The organism is Pseudomonas fluorescens (assembly GCF_000802965.1).
Classification (GTDB): Bacteria; Pseudomonadota; Gammaproteobacteria; order Pseudomonadales; family Pseudomonadaceae; genus Aquipseudomonas; species Aquipseudomonas fluorescens_A.
The window spans coordinates 1-17,034 of record NZ_JSAK01000034.1 but is presented as its reverse complement, the minus strand read 5'-3'; the positions used below and the strand labels follow the sequence as shown (position 1 = coordinate 17,034).

General features: G+C 60.4%; 13 protein-coding genes. 1 reads left to right on the top strand and 12 read right to left on the bottom strand.

From position 1 onward, the window contains the following. Positions 1-40 precede the first annotated feature (40 nt). The 10 genes from NL64_RS25730 to NL64_RS25685 all read right to left on the bottom strand — a co-directional run bounded on the left by NL64_RS25730 (position 41) and on the right by NL64_RS25685 (position 10,244). A complete protein-coding gene (locus tag NL64_RS25730; RefSeq protein WP_034150889.1) occupies positions 41-1,597 on the bottom strand; it encodes an acyl-CoA synthetase in 1,557 nt (518 codons plus the stop codon). A gap of 52 nt (positions 1,598-1,649) precedes the next feature. After that, on the bottom strand, positions 1,650-2,552 hold the full coding sequence (locus NL64_RS25725) for an enoyl-CoA hydratase (RefSeq protein WP_034150888.1): 903 nt from the start codon (positions 2,550-2,552) through the stop codon (positions 1,650-1,652). Between the two features lie 11 nt (positions 2,553-2,563). After that, entirely contained in the window at positions 2,564-2,899 is a 336-nt protein-coding gene (locus tag NL64_RS25720) for a helix-turn-helix transcriptional regulator (protein ID WP_007943001.1), read from the bottom strand. Positions 2,900-2,989: 90 nt separating this feature from the next. Further along, on the bottom strand, positions 2,990-4,558 hold the full coding sequence (locus tag NL64_RS25715) for a long-chain-fatty-acid--CoA ligase (protein ID WP_034150887.1): 1,569 nt from the start codon (positions 4,556-4,558) through the stop codon (positions 2,990-2,992). Between the two features lie 62 nt (positions 4,559-4,620). After that, on the bottom strand, positions 4,621-5,766 hold the full coding sequence (locus tag NL64_RS25710; RefSeq protein WP_034150886.1) for an acyl-CoA dehydrogenase family protein: 1,146 nt from the start codon (positions 5,764-5,766) through the stop codon (positions 4,621-4,623). Positions 5,767-5,835: 69 nt separating this feature from the next. After that, positions 5,836-6,666, bottom strand: a complete 831-nt coding sequence (locus NL64_RS25705; protein ID WP_007943005.1) for an SDR family NAD(P)-dependent oxidoreductase — start codon at positions 6,664-6,666, stop codon at positions 5,836-5,838. 46 nt (positions 6,667-6,712) lie between these two features. Beyond that, positions 6,713-7,147 carry a MaoC family dehydratase gene (locus NL64_RS25700; RefSeq protein ID WP_034150885.1) on the bottom strand — a complete coding sequence of 145 codons (435 nt, stop codon included), beginning with the start codon at positions 7,145-7,147 and terminating at the stop codon, positions 6,713-6,715. A 10-nt stretch (positions 7,148-7,157) separates the two neighbouring features. Further along, positions 7,158-7,595 carry a MaoC family dehydratase N-terminal domain-containing protein gene (locus NL64_RS25695; protein WP_034150884.1) on the bottom strand — a complete coding sequence of 146 codons (438 nt, stop codon included), beginning with the start codon at positions 7,593-7,595 and terminating at the stop codon, positions 7,158-7,160. A 175-nt stretch (positions 7,596-7,770) separates the two neighbouring features. Next, the gene (locus NL64_RS25690; protein WP_034150883.1) at positions 7,771-8,958 is read right to left on the bottom strand and encodes a lipid-transfer protein; all 1,188 of its coding nucleotides are present in this window, start codon (positions 8,956-8,958) and stop codon (positions 7,771-7,773) included. A 155-nt stretch (positions 8,959-9,113) separates the two neighbouring features. After that, positions 9,114-10,244 carry a CaiB/BaiF CoA transferase family protein gene (locus NL64_RS25685; protein WP_034150882.1) on the bottom strand — a complete coding sequence of 377 codons (1,131 nt, stop codon included), beginning with the start codon at positions 10,242-10,244 and terminating at the stop codon, positions 9,114-9,116. A 246-nt stretch (positions 10,245-10,490) separates the two neighbouring features. Between NL64_RS25685 and NL64_RS25680 the strand changes: the two genes are divergently transcribed. Beyond that, complete coding sequence (locus NL64_RS25680) at positions 10,491-13,187, top strand: LuxR C-terminal-related transcriptional regulator (protein WP_034150881.1); 2,697 nt, start codon at positions 10,491-10,493, stop codon at positions 13,185-13,187. Between the two features lie 128 nt (positions 13,188-13,315). Here the strand turns inward: NL64_RS25680 and NL64_RS25675 are convergent, their stop codons facing one another. Both NL64_RS25675 and NL64_RS25670 read right to left on the bottom strand, forming a co-directional pair. Then, entirely contained in the window at positions 13,316-14,683 is a 1,368-nt protein-coding gene (locus NL64_RS25675) for a DUF1329 domain-containing protein (protein WP_080758130.1), read from the bottom strand. 26 nt (positions 14,684-14,709) lie between these two features. Continuing rightward, positions 14,710-16,581 carry a DUF1302 domain-containing protein gene (locus NL64_RS25670; RefSeq protein ID WP_034150879.1) on the bottom strand — a complete coding sequence of 624 codons (1,872 nt, stop codon included), beginning with the start codon at positions 16,579-16,581 and terminating at the stop codon, positions 14,710-14,712. Positions 16,582-17,034 lie beyond the last annotated feature (453 nt).

Sequence of the window (17,034 nt, the reverse complement as noted above, 5' to 3'; positions counted from 1 at the left end):
CTCGCACAGTGTCCGCGTGTGCCGAATCAATATTCCAAAATCAAGGTTGAGTACCCCAGAAAGGTTTGCGCAATTCAGTCTTCAACACTTTACCGACACCGGATAGCGGTAGCTCGGAGCGAAACTCGACGCTGCGCGGGCATTTATAGCCGGCGATGCGTTCACGGCAGTGGACGAGAATGTCATCGAAACCTGTATCGGCATCAGGTTTGAGGACGATGACGGCATGCACGGCCTCTCCCCATTTTTCGCTGGGAATGCCGATCACCGCGCACTGCGCCACTGCCTGATGGCTGGCGATGGCTGTCTCGACTTCGGCGCTGTAGATGTTTTCGCCACCGCTGATGATCATGTCCTTGAGCCGGTCGCAAATATGGATAAAGCCATCGGCGTCCATGTAGCCGCCATCACCGGTGTGCATCCAGCCGTTTTTCAGGGCGGCCTCGGTGGCTTGCGGCTTTTTCCAATAACCGAGCATTACATTGGGCCCGCGCACGATCACCTCGCCGACGCAGCCACGGGGCACTTCGCAATCGTTTTCATCGACGATGCGCACCTCGGTGCAGACCGATGCCTGTCCGGCGGAATACATCTTGCCGCTGGCCTGGTGTTCGACGCTGTGAAATTCGCCACTCAAGGTGCTGGCCATCGGTGACAGCTCGGTCATGCCATACCCTTGGAAAAACTGCGCCCGAGGGAAAGCCTTGCACGCCCGGTCCAGCAATGCGGGGGTGATGGTCGACGCGCCGTAATACAAGGTGGTCAACGAGCCCAGGTCCAGCGCGGCAGATTGAGGATGATTGTCGCGCCAGTCCAGCAGCATCTGGATCATGGTCGGCGCCAGCAGTACCTGGTTGACCCGCTCTTCGGAGATGGTCCGCAACACCGTGGCCGGATCGAACGCCGGCAATACCACATGACTGCCACCGCTGATGAACAGCCCGGTCATGGCCCAGATATCGGCCAGGTGAAACATCGGCATCACATGCAAAAACACCGCGTCGGCGCCATAGGAACCCATCGCCACGGTAGCCATCGAGGAGCTGGCCACGTTGTTGTGGCTGAGCATGACGCCTTTGGGGAATCCGGTGGTTCCGCCGGTATAAAAAATCCCCAGCAACGCATTACCACGCCGACGCGCATCCCCCACCGGTGGATTTTCAGCGATCAGCGTTTCGTAATCGAGCATGAGGGGCGGTGTTTCGTCGATACCGACATGAATGACGCGTTCCACCGTAATCGCTTGAACCGCGATCTGTTTGCCCTGCTCCATGAACGCGTCATCAACGATCAACACCGAGGTTTCAGAGTCGTCCAGTGAGTACAGAATTTCACTGAGGCTCCAACGGCTATTGACCGGATTGAGCACCGCGTTCGCCCAAGGTACGGCCAGGAAATATTCGATGTAGCGCACCGAGTTTTGCGCCAGCATTGCCACCCGGTCCCCGGGTTTGACCCCGAGTCGTTGCAGCGCCGCGGCCAGTCTTGCGACCCGCTCGCCGAGTTGCACGAAGGTCAGTGCCTGACCTCGGTCACGCACGGCTATCGCGTTGGGTCTCTGCTGGATATGCCGATGCAGCCCTTGAGTGATGTACATGCGATTCCCCTGTTTTTTGTTCTGGACGGGCCGCCGAAGCGACCCTTGCACTTCACTTCACCGACGTTTCGCTTTCGGCTGCCACGGGCTTCTTGACTGCGCCAGCCGTCATGCGAGGCATGCCGGTCGGGTCCAGCAACATGCCGAAGCGCTGGGTGTTGTGGGCGTGGGTGACCTGATGCAGGGCGAAGGCGGTCTGCATGGCGCTGACCCGGCCTTGTGCGTCCTGGGCGGCGTTGAGCGCTTCCTTGGCCAGCTTGAGTGCAAACGATGGTTTCTGGGCGATGTTGGCGGCCAGGGCGAGGGTGAAATCAGCCAGTTTCTCCGAGGCCACGACATGGTTGACCATGCCCATGCGCCAGGCGTCCTGGGCATTCACCCAACCGGAGGTGAAGAGAAATTCCTTGGCCTGGCGCAGGCCCATTTCCCACGGGTGGGCGAAGAATTCGATGCCGCACACGCCCATCGCCACGGTATTGTCCATGAACAAGGCGTCTTCACTGGCCACGATCAGGTCGCATGGCCAGACCAGCATCAGGCCGCCGGCAATGCACTTGCCCTGGACCTGGGCGATGGTCGGCTTGGCAATGTTGCGCCAGCGCTCGGAAAAGCCAATGTAGATTTCCTTTTCCCGGGTCATCTGCGACTCGACGGTTGATGTGGCGCAACCGTATCCGCAGAAGGTGCCGATCGTGTCCCACTGGGCCATGGCGTCGGTGGGGTCCACCTCGCTCACGTCGTGGCCGGCAGAGAAATGCTCGCCCTTGGCCGCGAGGATGATGACCTTGACTTCGTCATCGCGGTTGGCGCAATCCATCGCGGCATTGAGCTCGTACAACAGATGGGTGTCCTGGGCGTTGCGCTTGTCGGCGCGGTCGAGGCTGATGCGGGCTATGTGCGGCGCCGGTTTTTCGTAGGCGATGGTCTTGTATTCAAGAACAAGTGGCTGGCTCATGGTGAATGCTCTTATGAATGATTGTCAGGGTTAAGCAGTTGGGTCGCAGGCACACCGAACCAGTCGCGACAGGTGCGGGCGAAGTTGCTCAGGTCCTGGAATCCGAGCAGGTAGGCCACTTCCTTGATGCTATGACGCCCTTCGCTGAAGTAGCGTGTGGCCTTTTGTCGACGCGCCTCGCGCAATAGCGTCTTGAAGCTGGTGCCATCGGCGGCCAGCCGACGCTGCAACGTGCGCACGCTGACGCCCAGGCGCTGCGTCACCGCGTGCTGATCGAAAAGACCGGCATCGAGCTGATGCATCACGGCGTCAGTCATTGACTGCGCGATTGGCATTGACGGTGTCATCACTGATGTCCTTGCGATGCCCGAGGGCAACACGAAGCCCGCCCTCCGAGGAAGGCGAGACAACGGTCGCAATGGGCTGCCTGTCGAGGTTCAGGCGATATGACGCGAGCGGTTTTCCCAGAAAGGTTTGCGCAGTTCGGTCTTCAGCACTTTACCGACGCTGGACAATGGCAAGGTGTCCCGCAGCTCCACACTGCGAGGGACTTTGTAGCTCGCGATGTGCTCGCGACAATGCGAGATGATTTCTTGCTCGCTGATGCACGACTCTGCCCGGCAGACGATGACGGCATGCACCGACTCACCCCACTTGTCACAGGGAATCCCGATCACGGCGCACTGTGCGACCGCCGGATGACTGGCGATGGCATTCTCGACTTCGGCAGTAAAGATGTTCTCACCGCCACTGACGATCATGTCCTTGAGGCGGTCGCAGATGTAGATGAACCCGTCCTCATCCATGTAGCCACCGTCGCCGGTGTGCATCCAGCCACCACGTAGCGTTTCGGCGGTCGCTTCGGGTTTGTTCCAGTACCCGAGCATGACGTTCGGACCTCGCGCCACCACCTCACCCACCGTGCCTCGCGGCACCTCGCGGTCTTCACTGTCGACGATGCGCACCTCGACGCAATTGATTGGCAGCCCTGCCGAATACATCTTGCCGCTGCGCTGGTGGGCTTCGCTGTGATGCTCGGGCGCAAGCAGACTGATGCTCGGGGACATTTCGGTCATGCCGTAGCCTTGCTGGAAATCTGCTGCCGAGAAGGCCCGGCGGGCACGATCGAGCAACGCCGGTGAAATCACCGAAGCGCCATAGGTGATTTCCCGCAGTGGACTCAAGTCAAGCGCGGCGACGGCCGGGTCCGCCTCCCGTGCATCCAGCAACATCTGGATCATGGTCGGTGCCAGCAAGGTGTCGCTGGCTTGCTCCCCGCTGATCAATTCCAATGCCTCCCGGGGCTTGAACGCCGGTAACACCACATGGGTGCCGCCACTGATGAACAGCGCAACCATTGCCGCCAGGTCAGCCAGGTGGAACATCGGCATGGCATGCAGATACACGGTGTGCGGGCCAAAAAGCGCCTGACCGAGGACGGCCAAGGCAGAAAAACCGATGTTGTTGTGGCTGAGCATCACCCCCTTGGGAAAGCCCGTGGTGCCTCCGGTGTAGAACAGCCCCAACAGTGAATCGCCGCCACGCCGGGCATCTTCCACCGGCGCATGATTGGCGATCAAGGACTCGTAATTGAGCATGCCGGCGGGCGTTTCACCGTCACCGGCATAAATCATCAGGCGCAGGGTTTTCGCCGTGCTGACGATTTTTTCAGCCAGCGCCAGGAAGGTGTCGTCGACGATCAGTACCGACGTTTGCGAATCGTCCAGCGAGTAAACTATCTCCGCCGCGCTCCAGCGAATGTTCACCGGATTGAGCACGGCGTCGGCCCAAGGCACCGCCAGGTAATACTCGATAAAGCGTTGCGAGTTCAGCGAAAGCATCGCCACGCGCTCGTCGCTGGCCACACCCAATGACTTGAGTGCGCCCGCGAGTCGGGCTACCCGATTGCCCAGTTGGGCAAACGTCACACCGCCGCCTTGGTAGCGAATGGCCGTGGCATCGGGGCGCTGCTGCATATGGCGATGCAGCCCTTGAGTCATGTACATCGAAACCTCCCACTCTTATTTTTATACGGAGTTCAACTGATGTGTTTTGCAGCCAAGACTTGTCAGAGCGAGCGGCCCACCAGCTCGCGCTGAATTTCGTTGGCACCACCGTAGATGCGTGTGACGCGTATTTCTGTCCACATGCGGCCGATCGGGTACTCGTTCATGTAGCCGTAGCCGCCGAAGAACTGCAGGCATTTATCGACCACTTCACCTGCCCTTTCGGTCAGCCAGAATTTGCCCATCGAGGCCTGGCTGGAGTCGAGCTTGCCGTCCACCCATTGCTGGATCAGGCAGTCACAGAAGGCCCGCGACGCGAGGGTGGTGGCCTTGATGTCTGCCAGGGTGAAGCGAGTGTTCTGGAAATCCAGGACGCGCTGGCCAAACACCTTGCGTTCCTTGGTGTAATCGAGCGTCAGCGCCAGGGCACGCTCCATGGTGGCGGTGGCGTTGATGGCGATCTGCATGCGCTCATAAGGCAGTTGGTTCATCAGGGTGAAGAACCCTTTGCCTTCGACACCGCCGAGCAGGCAGTCGGCCGATACCGTACAGTCGTCGAAGAACAGTTCCGCGGTGTCCTGGGCCTCCCACCCGAGCTTGTCCAGGGTCTTGCCCCGACGGAAACCCGGCAAACGCGTATCCACCAGGAAGATCGACAGGCCCTTGGCACCGCCGTCCTGGTCGGTCTTGGCCACGACCGCCACCATGTCGCAGATCTGGCCGTTGGTGATGAAGGTCTTGGCACCGTTGATGACGTATTGGTCGCCCTGCTTTACCGCCCGCGTGCGGATGGCTTGCAGGTCGGAACCGGTGCCCGGCTCGGTCATGGCCACCGCGCAGATCACTTCGCCCGAGGCGATTTTCGGCAACCACTCCTGTTTCTGCGCTTCGGTGCCGTCGGCCAGAATATAGTGACCGACGATGTGGCTGATACCCAGCCCCAGCCCGGTTACACCGGCATAGGTCATTTCATTGATCACGGCTGCCAGATGCGCAGGCGTTCCGCCAGAGCCACCGTATTGCACCGGCACATCGGGCAGGATCATGCCCATCTCACCAGCGCTCAGCCAGGAAGCACGGTCAACCTGATGTTGCTCGCGCCATTGCTCTTCCAGTGGTACCAGCGATTGGGTGACAAAGCGGCGAACGCTGTCGGCAAAAGGTACAACGTCATCGTCCAGCCAGGGCGAACGGTAGTTATCCAGCATGGTGAAGGCCTCGAGTGCTTTGGAAGGGACTCCCGGATACCACTAGGGCATCCGGGATACGACGTCGCTTTAGAGAGTGCCGTGGCCGCCGCCGCAGACCAGGGTCTGGCCGGAAACGTAGTTGGCTTCCGGCAGGCACAGCATCACCACCGAACCTGCGGCTTCGTCCGGGGTGCCCGGACGGCCCAGCGGGATTACCTGGCTGGCGCCGTCGATCATGGCCTTCTGCACGCCGACCTTGATCTCGCGGCCTTCAATGGTGACGGTCTTGCTTTCATCGCCGGCCAGCGCCTGCGTCAGGCGGGTTTCGATAAAGCCGAAGGCCACGGCGTTGACGCACACCTTCATGCGCCCCCATTCCTTGGCCAGGGTCTTGGTCATGCCGAGGATGCCGGCCTTGGCGGCGGAGTAGTTGGACTGCCCGGCATTGCCGCCGGCGGCGATGGAGGAAATGTTAATGACCTTGCGGAACACTTCGCGGCCTTCGGCAGCCTCTTTCTTGGCCTGGGCGCTGATCACCGGTTGAGCGGCGCGCAAGATGCGAAACGGCGCGGTCAGGTGGCAGTCGATGATCGCGTACCACTGCTCATCGGTCATTTTCTGGATGACGTTGTCCCAGGTGTAGCCGGCGTTGTTGATGATGATGTCGATGCCACCGAAGCTTTCAACGGCAGTCTTGACGAAGCGCTCGGCGAAGTCGGGGGTGGTCACGCTGCCCACGCAGGCCACGGCATCGCCACCGGCGTTGCGAATCTCGGCGACCACTTCTTCGGCCGGAGCGGCATCTAGGTCGTTGACCACGATCTTGGCGCCATAACTTGCCAGTTGCAGGGCAACGCTGCGACCAATGCCACGACCGGAACCGGTCACCAGGGCTACTTTGCCTTCAAGCTTTTTCATTGTTCTGTTCTCATTTCTTGTTCGAATGTGGGTGTTCACGGCAGCTTCAGGCCAAAGCCACCACCGCGCTGCCTGCGAGTTTTTCTTCGCCGTACTGGTTGCTGCAGGTGATGTCGATGCGCACACATTGCTCGCCATCGACTTCGAACTTCTCGGCGATGGTGCCGCTGCAGGTCGGGACGTGAGCCAGTTGGGTGATGCCGGTGAAACGCATGGACAACGAACGGATCTGCCGCTGTGGCACCCAGTTGGTCAGCAAGCGGCCCAGATAGGCCGCCGACAACATGCCGTGGGCAAACACATCGGGCATGCGCGCCTTACGGGCAAAGTCGATGTCGACATGGATCGGGTTGTGGTCACCCGAAGCACCACAGTAAAGGGCCAGGGTTGTGCGGTTGATCGCAGGCAGTTGCAGCAACGGAATCTGGTCACCGACCCGGATATCGCTGTATTGAGTGCCGCACTTCAGAAAATTGCTCATCGACTGCTCCTCAACGCTGAACCAGCGTGCCGCGGATATCGGCAACATGTTCGCCGTGCTGATTGGTCACACGGGTTTCGTTGACCACGAACTGCAACGCGCCGCCCTTCTTCTCGTAAACGTCGGCAACGCGGCTGTCGAAAGTCAGGACATCGCCGGCCACCGCAGGCTTGTGGTAAATGAACGATTGCTCGGCGTGCAGGATGCGACCCAGATCGAAGCCGTAGACGTTCAACTGCTCAACCAGGTCCCGGCCCTCGCCCTGCAGGCAAAAAAGGAACGTCGCAGGCACCGGTAGCGACGGATAGCCGGCGGCCTTGGCGGCAACTTCGTCGGTGTAGATCGGATCGGTTTCACCGATGGCCTTGGCGAAAAACCGCAAGCGACCCTTTTCCACTTCTACCTGGGTGACGCCCATGGAGCGCCCGATCAGACTTTTGTCTGCCATTTCACTTGTCTCCTCTGCGGTTGTTTAAATCCCGCAATGCTGCTCAAACCCCTGTAGGAGCGAGTCTGCTCGCGATGGTTGTCAACGATGACACTGGCGTTCTGAATGAACGCGGCGCTTTCAAGTCCATCGCGAGCAGGCTCGCTCCTACAGGGATCAGCATTACGGCCTGGGGTCAGGCGCGACCGTAAAGGGTCACGACACAAGCACCGCCCAGGCCGAGGTTGTGTTGCAAGGCCAAGTTCACGCCTTCAACCTGACGCGCCTCGGCGCTGCCGCGCAGCTGATGGGTCAGCTCGTAGCACTGGGCCAGGCCGGTGGCGCCCAGTGGGTGGCCCTTGGAGAGCAAACCACCCGACGGGTTCGTGACCACCTGGCCGCCGTAGGTGTTGTCGCCATCGAGCACGAAGCGCTCGGCGCCGCCCACCGGACACAGGCCGAGGGATTCGTAGGTCAGCAATTCGTTGTGCGCGAAGCAGTCGTGCATTTCGGCGACACGGATGTCCTGCGGGCCGACGCCGGCCTTCTCATACACTTCACCGGCCGCGCGCTGGGCCATGTCGAAACCGACCATCTGGATCATCGATGGCGGCTCGTAGGCAATCGGCGCGTCGGTGGTCATCGACTGGGCGAGGATCACCACGTCGGTGCGCAGGCCGTGCTTTTTGGCAAAGGCTTCGCTGCAAATGATCGCCGCCGCAGCGCCGCAAGTCGGTGGGCAGGCCATCAGGCGGGTCATCACGCCCGGCCAAACCACTTGGTCGTTCATCACGTCTTCAGTGGTGACGATCTTGCGGAACAGCGCCAATGGGTTGTTGGCAGCGTGGCGGCTGGCCTTGGCGCGGATCGCGGCAAAGGTGCTCATCTGCGTTCCGTACTTGTGCATGTGCTCACGGCCGGCGCCGCCAAACATACGCAGCGCCATGGGCACACCTTCGGCATCCGCGGTCAGCAGGTTCGCCACTTCGGAGCATTTGCCCATCGCCATCGGGCGGTCTTCCCACTGGTTTTTCAGGGCACCGGGCTGCATCTGTTCAAAGCCCAGGGCCAACGCGCATTCGACCGCCCCGCTTTCCACGGCCTGACGCGCCAGGAACAAGGCGCTGGAGCCGGTGGAGCAGTTGTTGTTGACGTTGACCACCGGAACACCGCTCAGGCCGACCTCATACAGTGCCGACTGGCCCGCAGTGGAGTCTCCGTAGACGTAGCCGACATAGGCCTGCTGCACCAGGCGATAGTCCAGGCCCGCATCCTTGAGCGCCCGGCGCGTGGCTTCGGCGCCCATTTCAATGTAGGAACCGCTGGCACCCGGCTTGAGGAATGGGATCATGCCGACACCGGCGACGTAAGGTTTGTGCGACATACATACTCCTTGGAATTTCTTTGTTGTTTTTGTTGATCGGCGGTCCCGAGCAAACCACCCTCTTATCCTTGCGCAGCCGCTCCGGGCTGTACCCGCTCGGACGGGGGGAGCTCGGGTGGGGTGGGATGCGGCAGCGCTGGTAGTTCAGTGCGCACTCAAACAATCGCGCCAACGCTGCGCAGCTCATCGATCTGCGCAGCGCTGAGCCCCAATTGTTCGAGGATCTCCAGGGTGTTTTCTCCGTTTCTCACCAGGCCGCCCGCCTGCGCCGGTGTACGGCTCAGGCGTGGCGCCGGGGCCGGATGCAGCACGCCGGCGGTTTCCATGAACAGGCCGCGCCCCTGGTTGTGCGGGTGGGTGGGTGCTTCACTGAAGTCCAGCACCGGGGCGAAGCAGGCATCGGTGCCTTCGAGCAGCTGGGTCCAGGTATCGCGGGTACGGGTCAGGAACAGGGCCTCAAGCTTCTCTCGCAGAAGCGGCCACGCTTGCTGCTGCCACTGTTGCTTGAAGTCCGGATCGTCGATTTCGCACAGCTCGAGCAGGAGCTGATAGAACTGCGGCTCGATGGCGCCAATCGACACGAATTTGCCGTCGGCGCAGCTGTAGCAACCGTAGAAAGGCGCGCCGCCGTCGAGCATGTTGCTCTGGCGCTGGTCGCCCCATTGGCCCTGATGACGCAGGTCGTAGTACATGCTGCCCAGCAGCGTGGTGCCGTCGCAGATGGCGGCGTCAACCACTTGTCCGAGGCCGGACTTTTGCGCCTCGAACAGCGCAGCGAGTATGCCGGTCAGCAGAAACATCGCGCCGCCGCCCATGTCACCCACCAGATGCAGTGGCGGGGTCGGCGGACGGTCGGCATGACCCATGGCGTTGAGTACGCCGGACAGTGCGATGTAATTCAGGTCATGCCCCGCCGCAGGAGCCAGCGGCCCGCTCTGGCCCCAACCGGTCATGCGTCCATAGATCAATTTGGGATTGCGCTCAAGGCAGACTTCCGGTCCCAGGCCCAGGCGTTCCATGACGCCGGGACGGAAGCCCTCGATCAGCACATCGGCGCCGTCGATCAGTTTGAGCAGCACTTCATCGGCGCCGGGTTTACGCGGGTCGATAGCAATACTGCGCCGTCCGCGTCCAAGCAGGCTGCCATCGGCATTGAGAAAACCGGCCACCTGACGGTCGACACGAATAACCTGCGCGCCCATGTCCGCCAGCATCATGGCGGCGAACGGCGCAGGGCCGATCGCATTCATTTCAACTACTTTCACACCTGCCAAAGGTCCGGGCATTGTCGGTACTCTGCTCTTGTCATGAGGGGACAGGCGAATCTGGCCAGTCCATTTAGGTCGCTGAGGGCGACTGGAAATACAGGCAGCACGCGGGTAGCATCACGGCGTCGATCTGCTGCGCGTCTGCTCGTCAGCCGGCACTGATTCAGCACACTAGACGCACGGTGTGATGGCGTACCCACTCCACTTGGGGGAACCGCCCCACCCCACCCGTCCATAACAAGAACTGCTGTCGTCCGGATTCCCATGCCTGCCACCCGCCCCTTGATCACCACCCGTTTTTCACCGCCGCGCATCAGCAGCCATGCGGTATTGCGTGCGCCGCTGTTGTCGCGCTTGCTGGCCGCGCGCAACTGCCGTCTCACGCTGATCAACGGCAGCGCCGGTTTCGGCAAGACCACGCTGCTTGCGCAGTGGCGTCAGAGCCTGCTCAAGGAAGGCAGTGTCGTGGTGTGGTTGTCCCTGTCCCAGGAGGACGCAACGCTGGAGTCGTTCTGCGCCAACCTGATCGGTGCGCTGCAACAGGCCGGCCTGCCGCTGGATGACGACCTGCTGTTGCTGGTCAAGGGGGATGCACAGAACGGCTCGCTGGCCCTGGCGTCGGTGATGATCAACACGCTGGCGCGGGTCGATACGGCGCTGTACCTGATGATCGATGATTTTCAGTTCGCCACGGACCCCGCCATTTCAATGCTCATGCAGACCATGGTCGACAGTGCGCCGACGCAACTGCATGTGGTGCTTGCGTCGCGGGTGTTTCCCGAGTTGAAACTGGGCAGGCTGCGGGCCATGGCCGAGCTGTGCGAAATCAGCAGCACCGACCTGGGCTTCAGCTTCGACGAATCGCTGGCATTCCTGAAGGCCTATCTGGACGACGACGTCGACATCGATCTGGCCCACAGCATTCATGCCTCGACCGACGGCTGGCCCATCGGCCTGCAAATGATGTCGATCTCGCTCAAGGCCAACCCGCGTAAAGGCCTCAATAGCGAACGACTGCTGTCGAGCAAGGCCGGCCTGGTGGATTACCTGGTCGAAGACGTGATCAGCGATCTGCCGGCAGCGACGCTCACCTTCCTGGAACAGGTTTCAATCCTGCGCCGCTTCAACGAGAAGGTGGCCGCCGAAGTCAGCCAGAGTTGCGACGCACCAGCGCTGATTGCCAATATCGAGGCGCGCAACCTGTTCATCGTGCCCATGGACATGGAGTGCCGGAACCCGTGGTATCGCCTGCATCCGTTGTTCGCCGAGTTTCTGCAGCAGCGCCTGAGCGCCTCGGGCGCTGATCTGCAAGCGCTGCATCTGCGCGCTTCGGCGTGGTTCGAGCAGGCCGGCGTTGTCAACGAAGCCGTGCATCACGCGGTGCAGAGCGAGAATTTCGAAGCCTTGGTGGCGCTGCTTGAACGCAGCCAGCCCGACCAGCACAACATCAGTTATCTCGGTCAGTTTGTGCGCTGGCTCGACTGCGTGCCGCTCGAGCGCTTGGTGCAACATCCCGGTGTGTTGCTGCAAGGCGCCTGGGGTTGTGTACTGACGATGATGACCGGCAAGGCGAAGGCCTGGATCGATGCGCTGGAACAGAGTCCCCACGACGAAGCCCAGTTGAGCCCGCACATCGCGTTGGTCAGGGCGTCGATCGCCACGCAACAGGACAACCTGCCCCTGTGCCAACAACTGCTGGAAGGCATCCGCGGGCATCGCTTCAATCATCCATTCAATGAGCAGATGCGTGCGTGCCTGCACGTCCACTGCCTCAATCAAACCGGTCAGCAGCAAGCGGCCTGGGATTACATCAATGCACCCCAGGCCCGGGCCATACGCATCAGTCATGACGAAGTGGCGCTGCTGGCCGTCGTCACCGCCGCCCATGGCGCCATGCTCAGCGGGAATGTGCGTGAAGCATCGCGCAATATCGTCGACGTACTGCTCGTGGCCGAGCGCGCCCATGGCCATCGCTCCATCAGCGCCACTTGCTGTGGCGTAGGAGCCGCCGAGACGCATTACGAAATGGACCGTATCGACGATGCGCGACAGGTGTTGGGCAATCGCCTCAATCTGCTGCACCTGTCGCCACCGGATATCACTATCAGCGCGATGATCAGCAATGCGCGTCTCAATTGCCTGCAGGAGTCTTCGGCGGCCGCATTGGCCTACCTGGCCAGCAAGGCGATCGGGCTACGCGCACAAGGTTTCGACCGCGCCGTGGCGTACAACCTGGCCGAGCAGATCCGTATCCTGTTGGGCAGTGGCGACTGGCGCCAATGCGAAAGCCAGCGCGCGGCACTGGAAGCGCTGGCCCATCGTCATGATGGCGACAGTCCGGCCGCCCACCAGATCGCCGCCCTCGCCGCCTTGTCGCGAGCCCGCACCTCGCTGGCCCGGCAAGAGCCGGAACGGGCACTGGTGGCCCTCGACAGCCTGGAGCAACTGGCGACGCGTTACGCTCGCGGAATATGGAAAGTGCAGTCGCAATTGCTGCGCGCCGTAGCGCTCAATGATCTGGGGCAAACGGGAGAGGCCCGGATATTGTTGCGTCAGGTCGTGGCCGAAAGCCTGCGTCTTGGCCTGGTGCGTACCTTGCTGGACGAAGGCGCGCCACTGATCTCGCTGCTGGCTGAGCTGGAGTGCGAGGATGATCCGGTCTTGGAGAGCTATCGCAGTCGCCTGATCGCAGCGCCGCTGAACTTCAGCGTTGCGCCTTCGATGTCGGCGCGGGCCGCGACGGAAAGCGGCGTCAGCGAGTCTGCGCTATTCACCAAGCGCGAGATGGAAATCATCAGTCTGCTTGAGCAAGCCATGTCCAACAAACGCATGGCCCAGACCCTGAACCTGAGTCAGGAAACCATCAAGTGGAACCTCAAGAACATCTACGCCAAGCTTGGAGTGTCCGGGCGGTACGAAGCGCTGATCGCTGCCCGGCAACGCATCTCCCCAAACGAGTAGTGCCCCTGCAGGGAGCGAGCCTGTTCGCGATGGCGGCTTAACATTCAACAGATAAGTTGACGGTCAGGTTGCTATCGCGAGCAGGCTCGCTCCTACAGGGGTGCGGTGCTCAATCGGTGTTTCGATTGTTATCGAATACCGGCGCTACGCAGTGCTGCCGGGGTGTAATCGGCGAGATTCGCCGCGTTACCGTAAATGCTGCCGTGCCGGGATTCGTTCATCAAGGCATTGACCAGGTAGCGCCCGGCAATCAGGTCGTACAACGCCTGGGCCGCATAGGTACTGACGCCGTTGGCATAATCGTTATAGGCCATGCCTTCGGCCACCCGCCACAACTGCCCGCGGCCATCGTAATGGTCGATCAGTGCCGCCTGCCAGGTGTCTTCATCGATGTACATATGGCGTTTTGCATAAATGTTGCGCATGCCAGGTTTCAGGGTTGCCTCGACTTCCCAGACGCGGTGCAATTCATAGCGCGTCAGGTCCTGATTGATATGGCCAGGCTTGAGGATATCGGCGTATTTGAGCGATGGTGAAGCCAACCGGTAGTTGTTGTAGGGAATGTACATTTCCTTCTTGCCGATCAGTTTCCAGTCGTAGCGGTCGGGCGAACCATTGAACAGGTCGCCGTTATCCGTGGTGCGCATGCCGTCCGACGCGGTGCCTGGTCCGTCATAAGCGACCTGCGGGGCCCGACGAACCCGTCGTTGACCGGCGCTGTAGACCCACGCCAGGCGCGGTTCTTTCACCTGGTCGATGGTCTCGTGAATCAACGTCACGCTACCGGCCAGTCGCGGTGGTGCCGTCACTTCCTGCTTGTAGTAGAACAGGATGTTAGTTGCGTCAGCTTGGGCATCGGCAGGCATGAACTGCGGATACGCGATCTCATCGTTCAATTGGACAATGGTGAACGAACCATTGACCTGCGGCACCGCCTGCACTGTTTCGCGTTTCTGGTTCAAACCACGGTAGCGCGTCAAATGGTTCCATAACACTTCGACGCCACTCTTGGGGATCGGAAACGCGTAATAACGCGAGTCGGCGAAGTTCAGCAAGCCATTGCCGCCATCGGCCGGCTGGGTATTGAGCGCACTTTTCTTCGCCGCATCATAGACATTCTGCGGGTTAGCCGCGGTGCGGTGGCTTGCATATACCGGTATCTTGTAGGTATCGGGATAGCGTTTGAACATGGCCACCTGCCCCTCGCTCAGTCGGGCCTTGTATTGCCCGACGTTGGCAGCGGTAATGGTGAACAGTGGTTTCTCGCCGGCAAACGGGTCGCCGACGAACAGGTTCGTCACCGGCGCCGCATCCTGCTTGAGCCCACCAGTCCAGGCCGGAATGCTGCCTTCGGCATTACCTTCTTTCTGGGCGCCGAGCGGGGTCAGGCTGGAGCCTAGCTTGGCTGCTTCCTCCGGAGTAACGGCGGCCATTGCCTGGCTGACGATCAGGGCCAATGACAACGCCCATGTTTGCATCATTGTTTTTGTTTTCATGCTGAGGTTCTCTCGCCTGTCTTCGTTTAGAAGTTCGCGCCAAAGCTGAGCGCGACGAAGTCACGATCACCGTTGGTATTGAAATGACCACCGAAGAAATCGGTGTAACTGAGGCTTGCGGTGTAAGTGCTGGCATAGTCGGCATCCAGGCCGACGCTGACGGCCTTGAGGCCTTCCTCGAAGTTGGGTCCATTGCCATTCACGTCATGGGACCAGGCCAGGTTCGGCGCCAGGTTGATACCGGCGAACACGTTCGGATAATCCAAACGCGCACGGGCACGGTAGCCCCACGAATCGGTGTCGTAGAAGCCCTTGTCGTTACACTCCTGTTGCGGGTTAGTCGGCGTGGTTACGCCTGCCGGTTGCCCTGGAACCTGCGACACCGAACCCCGACAAGCCGCCAAACCGGCAGCACCAGGCAGGATGCCGCTGCCGAAGATGCCGCTGCGGCCGAAGCGCAGGTCGGTACCGTCGGTCTCGCCCAGACCGTTGATTCGGTTGTACCCGACCTCACCCACCAGGGTCAGACGGCTTGCACCAAAGACCTGATCGAAGAATTGGGTAGCGGTCATCTGCGTCTGCAACACCGGCATGCGTTTGTAACCATTGATCACGCCGCCCGGCGTGCTCGTGGCGAAACCTGTGGAAACCAGTGGTGACGTGGCGGTGCCGATGCTGCCGTTGATCAAGTCCTGGCTGTTGAGTTGCAGCGGCATGTTGGGACGATAACTGACCTCACCGCCCAGGGAAGTACCGCCCAGGTTGGTCTGGAAGCTCAAGCCGTACAGGCGGATGTCTTCCGGGTAATCCACGAAGTAGCGTGAATTGCGTATGACGTTCAGTGAGCTGGCCGGCGTACCCGGCCCCGTTGTGCGAACCGCGCTGAGCAATGGGTTGCGACTGTGGTAGTTCATGAAATAGGCAGCGACTTCGGTGTCATTCATTTCCGGAACGAACCAGCGCAATGCCACGCCGAACTGACCGCTATCACTCGGCTCATTGTCTTTGACTCGCGGAATGTAGACGTCGTCGACACCGCCACCCTGAGCCGCTGAGCCACCGACTGCCGCTGCGCCACCGGTATTTCTGGCCACGCCTGGCGCCAAGTCCAGACCGGAAACCACCAGTCGGTCATTGCACCCCTTGGCCACCGCATCAGAGCCGAAGAAGGTGCCGCAGTTATCGACGACGGTGCTTTCCCATTCCAATTGATAGAAGGCCTCCGCGCTCAAGTTCTCGGTGAAATTCTGCGACAGGTAGAACATGTTGACCGGGATCAGCCCTTCCTTGACCTCGGCGCCCGGGCGGCGCAATGCCGCGGCGTCCGTCGGGTTGATCGAGTTGATACCGTTACCGATGAAGGTACTTTCGCCCCAGCTCACCACCTGTTTGCCCAGGCGCACATTGCCCGGCAAATTGCCGATGGTGTAGTTGTGATAGACAAAAGCATCGAGGAATTCTGCGCCGGACGCCTTGGCCAGATCATTGCGGCCACTGTCGTCAATGTCATAGAACAGGCGATGTTCATCCTTGAGTTCGAAGTCGTACCAGTACTTGCCACGCACGAACACGCCGCTTTCGCCGTATTTGAGTTCCAGGTCATGCACGCCCTTGAAGATCTTCGAGAAGGTCTCGCCTTTCTTGAAGTTCAAGCGATTGTCATCTGACACCCGGGTCGACGCCTCGCCACGCTTGCCCTGGGAATTGAAGTTGGAAATGAAATCCGGATCCGGCCCACGCACGGCCCAACTGGCGCCCACCGACAACGACGAATCGAATTGCCCCTGTACCTCCCCGATATTGAAATTTACAGCGGTTGCTTGGGCACTGAAGCCGGAAGCGACAGCGATGGCCAACAGGTGTGGCCGAAAGCCTCTGTGCATTGTTGTTTTTATCATGCAGCACTCCGATTACGGATGAGGAAAAACGAGCGTCAATCGCTCAGACGAGTCAATAGCGCACCAATTGCTTCAAGCCCTGGGAGGCACTCGTAGGTTTCGGGAGCGGTGATTGCTCGGTGACTTTTTGTGTTTTTTTCAGTTACCGCGACGCGATGCTATGAGTCAGATCGCGTAATACGGCCCCTCAAAGGAGGGGAAAACGGGGGGGAGTGGGGGTGTGTTGGTGGGGTAATCGAATAGATCACTCTCAAGCATCTATAAACTCTGAAGATTTGGGACGAATTGGCGCCTCCAACTCCGCTGGAGACCGGAAAGGTGGACCTTAATCGGGGGGCTCTTTGATGTTTTTGCCTGTTACACCGGTATAGCGGTAACGATAAGCTTGTTGACCGCTTGGGTCGGTTTGAGCCGGTCGTGTCAGGCAGAAACCGGCCGATTCTGTTGAAAAAG